The organism is Anaerobiospirillum succiniciproducens DSM 6400 (assembly GCF_000482845.1).
In the GTDB taxonomy this organism is placed as follows: Bacteria; Pseudomonadota; Gammaproteobacteria; order Enterobacterales; family Succinivibrionaceae; genus Anaerobiospirillum; species Anaerobiospirillum succiniciproducens.
The window spans coordinates 20,166-30,894 of record NZ_AXWV01000055.1 but is presented as its reverse complement, the minus strand read 5'-3'; the positions used below and the strand labels follow the sequence as shown (position 1 = coordinate 30,894).

Annotated in this window: 8 protein-coding genes; 1 reads left to right on the top strand and 7 read right to left on the bottom strand. The window is 42.3% G+C overall.

Annotated features, from left to right (window positions below; all coding sequences use genetic code 11):
* On the bottom strand, window positions 1-1,327 hold a 1,327-nt coding region (locus tag H524_RS0108140; RefSeq protein ID WP_027939863.1), incomplete at its 3' end, for a transposase.
* A 464-nt stretch (window positions 1,328-1,791) separates the two neighbouring features.
* Here H524_RS0108140 and H524_RS0108135 point away from each other — a divergent pair.
* Window positions 1,792-2,091, top strand: coding sequence for a hypothetical protein (locus tag H524_RS0108135; protein ID WP_027939862.1), 300 nt, complete (start codon window positions 1,792-1,794; stop codon window positions 2,089-2,091).
* Window positions 2,092-2,443: 352 nt separating this feature from the next.
* Here the strand turns inward: H524_RS0108135 and H524_RS0108130 are convergent, their stop codons facing one another.
* From H524_RS0108130 to H524_RS0108100, 6 genes are all read right to left on the bottom strand, one after another.
* Entirely contained in the window at window positions 2,444-3,169 is a 726-nt protein-coding gene (locus H524_RS0108130; RefSeq protein WP_027939861.1) for a hypothetical protein, read from the bottom strand.
* Between the two features lie 332 nt (window positions 3,170-3,501).
* The gene (locus H524_RS0108125) at window positions 3,502-4,245 is read right to left on the bottom strand and encodes a hypothetical protein (protein ID WP_156907583.1); all 744 of its coding nucleotides are present in this window, start codon (window positions 4,243-4,245) and stop codon (window positions 3,502-3,504) included.
* 107 nt (window positions 4,246-4,352) lie between these two features.
* A complete protein-coding gene (locus H524_RS14945; protein WP_052338995.1) occupies window positions 4,353-4,916 on the bottom strand; it encodes a DUF4303 domain-containing protein in 564 nt (187 codons plus the stop codon).
* A 901-nt stretch (window positions 4,917-5,817) separates the two neighbouring features.
* Window positions 5,818-6,615 (bottom strand): hypothetical protein, encoded by a 798-nt coding sequence (locus H524_RS0108110; RefSeq protein WP_027939859.1) that lies wholly within the window; start codon window positions 6,613-6,615, stop codon window positions 5,818-5,820.
* A 221-nt stretch (window positions 6,616-6,836) separates the two neighbouring features.
* A complete protein-coding gene (locus tag H524_RS0108105) occupies window positions 6,837-7,580 on the bottom strand; it encodes a hypothetical protein (RefSeq protein ID WP_027939858.1) in 744 nt (247 codons plus the stop codon).
* Between the two features lie 285 nt (window positions 7,581-7,865).
* On the bottom strand, window positions 7,866-10,325 hold the full coding sequence (locus H524_RS0108100; RefSeq protein WP_027939857.1) for an AraC family transcriptional regulator: 2,460 nt from the start codon (window positions 10,323-10,325) through the stop codon (window positions 7,866-7,868).
* Between the last annotated feature and the right edge of the window lie 404 nt (window positions 10,326-10,729).

Here is a 10,729-nt window from a genome sequence, read left to right as displayed (position 1 = left end):
ATGGTTCTTTGCCATACTTCTCATCAACCTTTTTGAATGCAGCAACTAACTTGCACGTAATCAGTGTTGCAAGAAAGTTGATAAACTCATTACCAATGACTGATGTTTTCGACTGAACCCTTGTAATATCTAGATCCAGAGTGTTTTTGAAGTGGTCAAAAACTAACTCAAGCTGCCATCGATTATTGTAGTGGTTAAGAATGGCTAAGGGGTCTAGATCCAGGTCTGATATGAATGTAATCGTTCCTTGAGATGCTAACTTATTTACGAAAGACTCACCATCAATCTTGCAGTCTTTAGCTAAAGCCCTGTCTAGTATTCCCTTCTTTTCAAAGTTGCTTCGTCCGATGTCACGGACACAATACAGACACCTGCCATCATCAAGTTTAACTTTCTTGTACATAACGACGTTACCGTCATCCAAAGTGGCTACTTGATCACTTTCAAGCATTCTATGCTGGCTTATCAGAGTGCTATTCCGTCTTATCGGCGATATGTAGTGTAGATCTTGGTTGGCTTCAAGCAAGTCTTCAATGTTGCTAACTGGGAAGCCTTTATCGCAAATGAGGATACCTCTGTTGATGTTGTTATCGGCGATGAAATCGTGGAACGCTTTAGCATCGAGCATGTTGCCTGGATACACCTCTGCGCATAAAACCTCTGTCATATCAGTGCTATATGCATAGAGGATTGAAATCTCGTCATGCCCTTTTAGGTGAGTCTTTGCTGATGGCATAGAAAGCATGTTATCGCCAGTATCCTGTTTAAGGACACCATCAATGATTACGTTTTGAGCCTCTGTAACATGCTGAAACCTAAGGCTATAAAAGCTTTTGAGAACAGAAGTATGCTTGCCAAGGTTGTCTATGAATGTACTGATGCTGCTGCTTGACAGGCCGATACATGGGTAATACTCACTAATAAAGCTAATAGATGCTTTGCTCTGGTAACGATTACAAGCAATTCCTGGATTAGTGACACGAAGAGAAGCCACAGTCATGAGACGGTTTGCGTCTTCAACATTGAAGAGTTTAAGAAGATCGTCATAAATATCAGCACAGTGCACGTATATCGTTGTCGCAGCGCCATACTGAAGGAACTCGTGCTGATAACTTGAAACACTGTCTACTAAAGCATTCTTCTCAATGAATCTTCCAGAAACAATGTAGCCAATGGTTTTGCCATTTCGTGGACCAGGGTTGTTATTAACGGTAAGACTATAGCCTGAACGGCAACGAACAGCATACCTTCTTGCGCCTTTACTGCCTGTATCTACTACTACAGTATTAGTTGGTCTAGGAACTTTCTTTACACTATCAGGTGCCATAAGTATTACCATTAAATAATATGTACAATTATCTATAATAATATCATTTAATAGTGCTAATATAAAGAACTAAGATAGTGATTTATATGTAATTTATTTGATATTTATTAATAATATTTTGTTTATAAAAACAGCATATATAAGGCATTTCTGCGGAGGCGCTGATGACTACTCTTAGAATCAAACGCTATGTAGTTCCAAAAAGTGTTAAACTTTTACTTGATAGTTGGTAACTATGCATAATTGACTTTCAATTTAACAGTTTATCGCATATTGGTACGTGATAATCTATGGTCTTTGGTGTATCATCAGCACACAAAATACATAAGGAATGTCCTGTTTATCAGGATTAATCAGTACATCTTTCTGCCGCAGTATGATTGAACTAGAAGCTGCCTTAGGTTAGGTAGCCAAAGAGGGCGGTGGCGGGTGATTTCGTTTTTTCTAGTAGGACAATAGCTAAGATGTCTAAGTCTCTGACTAAGATTACTTCTTTTTCTGCAGCATTAGTTGTGCTTGGTTCTTCATCAGCTTTTGCAAGCGACTACTCTAACAAAGCAGCATCAGATTATGCATTAGATGCTCAGAGTAAATTTGTCTTTGAGGTTACTAGCAATTTAGGTCAGCAGGCATTTGAGGCCATTACTAAGTCAAGCACTCTTTACCTCGTTGATATCACATCCTCATTAGGCGATCAGGCTTTAGATATGATTGAAAAGTCTAAAGTAGCCGATGATGAAGTTGAGATTGCGCTGAACAAATAATCTCAGTGCAGCAAAACTTTTTTTGCTAGGCGAATGATGTTGTGCTTAGCGTTAAAGCGCATGTGGCAAACCTTCGACAATGCGTGCAGCTAAAATGGCGCAGCAAAATTGGCGCTGCTAAGAGCGCTGTTGCTAAGTACAGACCATGAGTGCAAGCATTTGCCACATTACAAATACGAGTGTTATAAAAACAGCAAGGCCGTAGCTAGATGGATCTAACTACGGCCTTGTCGTTTGTGCTAGTCCTGCATACAAACGCTGTTACCTTGAGTCCTTATCAAAGGCAGCAGACTTACTTTGCCTATAGGCCATTAGATACTAACAATACTTATGTATTGAGCTTAGGACTTAGTTAGCCAATGCGCTTATCTATGATATGGGCATAGCACCCGTGAATAAAAATGACACATAAGTAAATAGTTGCGAATTTGGAAACTTGGGAAGTCAAGAGCTTTGATGCTAAGCAATAGAGCTGGCCGTAGTGCTCGTTTTGAGATTCATCAATATCCTTCTTAAGGAGTTGCGACATTGCCTTTATTTGCATTATGGAGGTCTTGAACTTTTTGACTATATCATCATCTAAAGAACCATCGTCCTCGAGCTTATCAATAGTCTCAGAAGCAATTTGAATGTAACGAGAAGCAAGCTCTAAAGTCTTATTCATGATAGCAAGGGCATTAGATACTATTAAAGATACTTGCTCGTCGTCAAAGCGGCATAAGTTAAAGCCCAGAACTATGTCAAAGTCATTTGGATCGATAGCGTCCAAGTGGGCTGGGTCTAACTCCTCTGCGATCTTTAGTAAGACCTCGTGATGGCGTCTAGTCTTAGCAGTTTCGGCGCAACGCTTTAGAAATCTTGCGCCGTCAGGGCCTTCAAACAAGGGATATATTTTCGGAAGTGCATTGATATAGCGCTCAATGTCTTGCTTCACGAGCTTGTTAACGCGGTTAGAGTTTTCGAAGGCGCTTTTGATTGCCTTGAGTTGCTCAACAACCTCTTGACGTAAGTTTTTTAACTCAGGAATCAGAGCGCTGCTTTGCTCAAGAGCCTTATCTACAACCTCAACATTTGACATATTTTTCTCCACTCGTTCAGGCTATCAGTAAATCAAAAAAATTGCTTAAAGACTCTAGCTCTTCAAGCATTATTTTGCGGTCAATTGTACCGCATAGTTTATCAAGCTTACTAAGAGGCAGTGCTAACTTGCCTTAAAGGGACAAGCGTAATCTCATCTTGATACCGAGAGCTTTCTTTACCTGTGTGAACTTAAGTAAGTTAGCAAATGCATCAGGACTTTTAACCAAAAATAAGCCCCGCCTAAACTTATGCACAAACATAGTGTCGACAGGGTCTGTAAAGGTCTTGACGAAATAGTTAAGCACTGCTGCTAATACTTATGTATTGAGCTTAGATCTTAGTTAGTGCGTCACCACCATTATTTATGAGCTTGGCAAAGCACTCATGCATGTAATGGATACCTGCGTAAATAGTAATGAACGTGTTAACTAGGTCAGTCAAGTAGACTGATGAGAAGGTATAGAGCTGTCCGTAGTGCTCATCTAGAGAAAACTTATTCGTCTGCTCAAGGACAAGCGTTGTATTGACCAGGTTCATGAAGATGTGCTCAAGCTGGTCGACTACTTGCCTATCAATATTCCCTTCATCTTCCAATTTTTTAAAGGTCTCAGTGCCAACTTCAACACAAAGCTCACAAATATTGACAGCCTTAGTGACAATCTCAGCTATAGCACTTGATATCTTAGTTACTTGTTCATCGTCAAAGCGGCATAAGTTAATGCCCAGAACTATTTTAAAATCTTCTTGTTTGAGTTCTGCTAAGGACGAGCTGTCGCACTTATCTACGATCTTGAGGAGTACTTCATGATTGCGCTTAGTTTTAGCCTTCTCGCTGCAGCGCTTTAAAAAGCTTGCGCGTTCAGGGGTATTAGTTTCAGGCGACATTTGGGCCATAGCATTGAAATAGCGCTCAATATCTTGCTTAAAGAGCTTGTTAACACGATTTGAGTTTTCGTAGTCGCTTTTGATTGCCTTGAGTTGCTCGATTAACTCTTCACGTATGCTATCTATCTTAGAAACTAAAACGCTGCTTTGCTCAACAGCCTTAGCTACAATCTCAACATTTGCCATCATCTGCTCCAAGCGCTCAGGCTATCAGTAAATCAAAAAAACTGCTTAAAGACTCTCGTTCTTCAAGCTCAATTGGGCGGCCTATTGTACTACAAAGCGCCATCAAGCGCTTATATATCAGTTGTGAACACAACGCTGCAGCTGCAGCGCTCTGTGAGTAATACTTCTTTGGTGCGCTCTAGCGCCTCTAACACATCATCCTCATGATCATGGCAAATAGGCTGAAAGTCTGATGTTTTTGGGATAATCTTAAATCCTTCCGTGGCTACAAAAGCTCGTAATACCTTATAGTTAAAGTCCATCATGCACTCTATAAGACTATCAATATCATCACCAAACATAGCCATAAGCTCATCAGAGCTAAAGACCTGATATGAGGCAACATACTGATACTCCCAATCGTCTGTATTGAACTTTAAATCCAATATTTCCTCAGCTGTTTGATAGCTATCAGCCCATTCACCATTTTGGTACTCTAATAAGGTCTTTTCAAACTCCTCTTGAGTATTAAAGCTCAACAGCATAGTGCCATATTCGCTATTGCAATCTAAACCCACACTATAGAACTTAAGCTCTGGATGAGCAGCTAAAAACTCTTCTGTATCATCGCTAAGCTCAGCTACTAGCCATCTTAAGCGACGCTCAAGCAACTCTTCTTTAATATTATTCCCCATCAAAAAAAGTCCCTTCCACTCTATCTATATGCTCACAAACATGCTCTAGTGAAAGTTTCATCTAATTTTTGGAAAAACTAAGTTTCGGTTCAAAGCTACTAAATCCAAGGTTTTATGCCGAGCGCATTAACGCTAATTCACAGTTTAATGCATCTTGTTATTTTCAATAATTAGGTTAACACTCCACTAGCCTTACAGTACCTATCTAATTGAGACCCACAACTTACCAAATAGCAAGCTCTCTTCAACCTTTAAGCCAGCCTTACCTTGATTTGATGTAATTTGAGGTGATGTGATTTGCCAAGGCTTGCCCCAACCTGACCTGAACGTGCTTAGCCTGGCTTAGTTTCGACTGTCTTACCAAGTAAGGTATGCCACCTAACAATTTAGTTTTCTTACGCAAACTCAAGAGAGTCAGGGCCATCCTTGCCTCATTATATAGCCATAGCAACTAGTTCATTTTGAGCTCCCCAAATGGGCTAAATAGGCGTAGGCTGATAAGCTGTTATTTGAAGTTTAGCACTGTATCAGATTCTATATATGGATAATTGTCATGCTTTTGCTGTTAATTGCTCCAAATAAAGCAGTAACTTGCTAGAAGGTGCTCTTGAGAAATGAAAGCTTGGGCTTAAGACGGGGCTGATGCCTGATTTATAGTTGAGTTTATGCTTAGACCTTGGGGCAGCTTTGTGTTTGAGTTGGGGCTTAGCTTAACGAAGCTTGGCTTTACTTTGGGATGGTGCTGAGCTTAGTAGTCATGCTTTGGGCTGCCTATGCTGCTAGTAATACCAAAAGTAAAATGGCAGCCTGCACAGATTAAGCAGCACACATATGATGTTATTGCTGCTGATATCTTGTATGGGCTAAGGTGAGTCCTAGCTTAGGCTATTAGCTTTGGCTCTTAGCTTTGAGTTACTTTGGCAAAAGGAATCTCTGGCATATTGGCCTTAGCAGGCTCAACAAAGGAGCTGCCGGAGAGCTTGAGGCTATTAAACTGCAGGATTTGCATGAGTAAGGAGAACTGGGCGGTCTCTTTTAACAATAGCTCAGCAAGAATAGCTGCATGGGCGCTTAATGATGAGTAGGTATCGGCATTACTCTCTTTAAGGGCATTGATGTGCTCACGATAGTGCTGATAAGAGCCATCGCAAGCAGCTACGATCTCTTCAAAGTTAGTCATGATGGCTCTATCAACACCGCTATCAGCTTGCATTAGCGCAAGGCCACGCTTGCAGCAAGACTCAATAGTTGGTGGTAAAGTCTCTTCAAGCTGAGAGACAATCTCTGTGCAAGCATTTAAGTACTCTTGAGCTTTGAGAGTATCAAGCTTTGTAAGATGCAGCGCTAAATTGCCTCTAAAGGTGGCAATAGTCATCTCATCTTGCTGCGGGAAGCCTTCGTCATCTGCCATGAACTTAAGTAAGTCTGCAAGTGCATCTTGGCTTTGAGCAAACTTTAAAAAGTCTTGCTTAAACTTAGGCACAAACATGGCATTGACCGGATTTGGGAAGGTCTTAATAAGATAGTTAAGTACCACTTCACGATCTTGCTTTAAAACCTTATGCACCTTAGTGCTCTTAGACAAATCGGCGCTAATGCTATTACAAATAGCTTCTAACTGCCCTTTATAGCCAATGAGCTCGCTTAAGGCTTTCTCAAAAGGCTTTTGCATAGACAGAAGTTCTTTTTGCAGATCCATGGTACTTCCTAAATCAATAGTGTGTAGCAGTTAAGTTAATCTATAAGTTATTACTAAGAGCAAAGCGCAAGCACATGGTGTGTTGCGGCCATTTGCCGCTTATCTTTGATTGTAGCGGCCATGTAGCTGTGATAGCTGCGTGCCATTGCCAGGCTGTGCAATTGCTGTCTCTTATGGCTATCTGTCAGCGTGCGCTTGCCGGGATGTGCAATTGCGCGTTCTTATGGCTGTTTGTCCTTATCTGACATGGTCAGATGGGCCTGAGATAGAGCAAAGATGCGGGTGGCATTGACGAGCATGACCACACTGCGGCACAGAGTAAAGAGGGCCTCAGCAAGGCACAGATAGATAGACATCTGTGCATAGGCGCTTAGGGTATTTTCTTGGGCATTATTCAATCGCTCATTGAGATCGCGCTGAATAATCAATGAGTTTTGCACTTGCTTGAGCATGGAGGCATCGGACTTAGGGCTCTTTAGGAGCATCTCAAAGGAGCTTTGAGCATGAGCCTCAAACACTAAACAGTGCTTAATATGCTCAGAGAGGGCGCGTAAGACCTTATCGTTAATTGCTGCAGCTGTATCTTCAGTAAGCTTGCACATATACAGTGGCAGTGCAAAGCTCTCAGATTGATGTGAGGAGCTTATAGTGGCGCTTTGACGAGGATCATTGAGCTCTTGAGCGATCATGGCAATCAGTCCATTATCTGAGGCAAGGGCCATGGAACGCTCATGAATTAGTTCAAGATCGTGCTTACTTGGCTGATTGTCGCCAAATCCTAAGAGGCGCAGCTTAAATACTTTTTCACAGTCAGCTTTAATGAGCTTATCAACTTTCGGGGACTTCTCTACAGCCTTTAAAATCAGCTCGAGTATCTCAAAAGCAGCTCTTTGGTCAGCCATCGCAAGATTCACATCCTGCATGATAAAGTCGTTGATCTCACTAAGTTTTTGCTCTGCGCTCATATCAATCTACCGCTAGTTAAGAATTGCCATAGTTTAGCATCATCAGAGCGTAACATTGCCTAAGTTAGAAAAAAGCCAGCAAATGGCATGTGTAAGGGCTTATGGGATGATGGTAGATGGTGGGAGAGGATCTTTGCGCTATTCACAGTCGTAAATTAGTAGGTTATCTACTTTGTGAGTTTGGCTGGTGTGGCTGTAGATAGATGGCATTAGCAATTGTCACTAAAGCATGAGTGGCGCACGCATCAGCATTGCAAAGCCGTGCGCCGCGCCATGGGGGATGATTTAGATTGAGAATGGGTCTTGGTTTTTTCTGCGTTCTTCAAGCTCGGCGATCTTGGCTCTAAGCTCAGCACGATTGGCTGGCTTTAGCTGCTTTTGTTGTTGCTTGGCAGCGTATTGAGCATCAGTCTTAAGTTTTTGCTCGTGGGCACGACGCAAGATCTCTGAGGAGCTTGGTGGATCTTCACCTTCAACCTCTAAGGAGCTGTTATAGCGCAGTTTTGCCTCAGTTGTGATGCTCTCAGCGGCTGCAGGTTTTGCTACGACTGGTGCATCTAACTGTGAGTTAATGAGGCTCTTAGTCTGCTCTTTGAGCTGCTTTGCATTACTCTGAGCTTCGGATTTGTCACTAGACTTGCTCTTAGCTGCAGCACGAAGCAGCTTGCCTGACTGAAATTCCTCTAAAGCTGAGACAAAGTTTTGCTTCTTTGGAGTAGTGTCAGGCTCTTGAGTGTTCTTAATAAAGCGACTTTGACGAGGCTTGGAGACAGCGCTTAAGACAGTACGGCCATTATTTTGCGTAAGCTCATGCAAGCCACTGTTTATAAGCTCCAGGCGGCTCTTATTTGGGGTGGCGTCTGTAGCGTTGTTATCTGAGGCTTTGTTTGGATTGACGATCTCTTCATGCTCGTCATCATCAAAGAGCTCATCTTCACTTTCAGATGCCTCTAAGTGCTTGATCTGACGGGTTCTTAATAGGGCCTTGATATCACTATCAGTAGTGGCAACTGCAAAGCAAGATTTGCCTGTTTTAGGATCTTGGCAACGCAGTTGTGCGGCAATTTCCTCAGCACGATTTGGTACTGCCTTGCTACTAAGAGGCATGGTACTTGAGCTTGATGCAGCGCTTAGCTCGTTGGCGCTTAACTCCTCGTCATCATACTCATCGTCGTAGAAAGCCTCCTCATCAAAGTGCTGAACATTGTCGCCACCAAAGTTCATGGCGTGAGAGTTGTTAGCACTATATTGATGGGCATCGTGAGATTTGAGCTCATGGGTGCCTCTGTCTTTGGCTAAAGATGGTAGGCTTGGATCATCAGCTAAGCTAGCTTGATCATCTATAGCAGCTTGGTGTGAAAGAGCATTTAAGGATGGATCAGTAGCGCTTGGGGCGGCATCTGCAGTGCTGTGCATGCTACCTTGAGCGTGAGTGCCATCTTCTTTATCGCTCATGAATACATCTGCAGCAATTAGTCCTTGAGAGACAAAGTGATCATGATTGCTATCGTCACTTGCAGGCACATTCATGATGGTGTTGATATCACGATCATGCATAGCAGAGGTATGGTTAGCATCAACTGGGCTAAAGGCCGCACCATAGTTATTATGGGCCTTAGAGTTGCGGCCATTTTCTTGTAAGAACTTCTTACGATATCTAAGCGGAGTAATGCCGTACTTAAGCTTAAAGTTCTTAAAGAAATAGCCTGCATTCTCAAAGCCATGGTCGAAGGCAATATCAGAGATAGGGCGATTGGTAAGCTCAATCTCCTTGGTAGCTCTTCTTAAACGTAGGTCATTGAGATACTCAGTAAAGGACATACCAGTGACACGTCTAAAGTAGCGACAGAAATACTGATCGGTTACGCCTAAACGTAAGGAGGCATCACGAATAGTAATCGGGCCCGCATAATGGGCGTCCACGTAGTTGAGCAGTTCTTTGAGCTTATCTTGCTTAGACTTAACCTTTTGGCCATGCATCTCTTTACGTGAGATAAGTCCATACTCGTGGTAGATAGCTAAGATCTCTAAGATCTTGGCTTTAATCAGCAGACGCTCGGAGGCATTAGAAGTACCACCATGACGTACACAGTAACGGTAGAGCTTATCAATACGGTTAAAGGCTGGATGGTCGGTAGTGACAATTGGTGGTAGCGGAATATTGCTACTCATCAAAGGCTCAAAGATCTCAGATTGCACTTCATCATAGGCGCTAAAGGAGAGCATGTTCGGATCAAACACGATGGCGCTCTCTTGGCAATTAGGAGGCAGAGTAAAGGTGTGCATGATATTGCCTGGCAGCAGTAAGAAAGCATCGCTTTTTACTACTACATTGTGCATATCGACAGAGATTTCGTACTCACCATTAGAAAAACGCACTAACTCCAGCTCTTTGTGCCAGTGGAGTGGTACACGTGAGGCGCAAGGCTGCGGATCCCATACATAGGCAGCAAAAGGAAAGATGCTTGTGCCATGGCGAACACTTTCATTAAGTTCCTTGCGAGGCTCTGCATGAGTACTTGAACCAGTGCCTACATGCATTAAAGACTGATTATTTGATTCAAGCTTGTCTTTAGCTGCAGTTTCTACTGTGCTGCTAGTAGGCTCACCGTGGTCTTGATACATAGACTTCTTACTATGACAGTTAGCTAATTTAAGGTTTGCGCTTTGCTTAGCCTTGAGAGTGTCCATATCTTGGTCACTGCAAGAGAGCTGCATATGAACATCTGCTTGTATTTCTGCCATGATGAAACCTTAACAATTCTAAATCTGCCAATTAATAAGCATCACTAATCAATGTTGCCTTACAAACGGCATATGTTAATGGGCAAATGCTTTTGATCCAAGCTAAACACACACACTCTTGTCGAGCCTGGATGTCTTATGATTACAATGGAAATTAGAGCTTATATCTGCGCATCGGAGTTAACCTAATTTGAGGTTCAATCAATTCGTCTATACGCCATGCTAAATATGATCCAATCTGTGTTAAAAACATGCATACCGCGCTTAGAACTCTTGCACAAGGCCAAGCAAAGGCTATATGTATGGTTCTAAGCAATAACTTGAGCTCAGAAACCAAAGAAAACTCTAGGCCATGAACACAGCTAAACTAACGATCCAATTAGTTTTTGTTGCGCAACAATGTA

Excerpts from the sequence above, each read along its gene's own strand:
- H524_RS0108135 (WP_027939862.1), top strand. The coding sequence starts at position 1,792 with ATGTCTAAGTCTCTGACTAAGATTACTTCTTTTTCTGCAGCATTAGTT.
- H524_RS0108130 (WP_027939861.1), bottom strand. The coding sequence starts at position 3,169 with ATGTCAAATGTTGAGGTTGTAGATAAGGCTCTTGAGCAAAGCAGCGCT.
- H524_RS0108125 (WP_156907583.1), bottom strand. The coding sequence starts at position 4,245 with ATGATGGCAAATGTTGAGATTGTAGCTAAGGCTGTTGAGCAAAGCAGC.
- H524_RS14945 (WP_052338995.1), bottom strand. The coding sequence starts at position 4,916 with ATGGGGAATAATATTAAAGAAGAGTTGCTTGAGCGTCGCTTAAGATGG.
- H524_RS0108110 (WP_027939859.1), bottom strand. The coding sequence starts at position 6,615 with ATGGATCTGCAAAAAGAACTTCTGTCTATGCAAAAGCCTTTTGAGAAA.
- H524_RS0108105 (WP_027939858.1), bottom strand. The coding sequence starts at position 7,580 with ATGAGCGCAGAGCAAAAACTTAGTGAGATCAACGACTTTATCATGCAG.
- H524_RS0108100 (WP_027939857.1), bottom strand. The coding sequence starts at position 10,325 with ATGGCAGAAATACAAGCAGATGTTCATATGCAGCTCTCTTGCAGTGAC.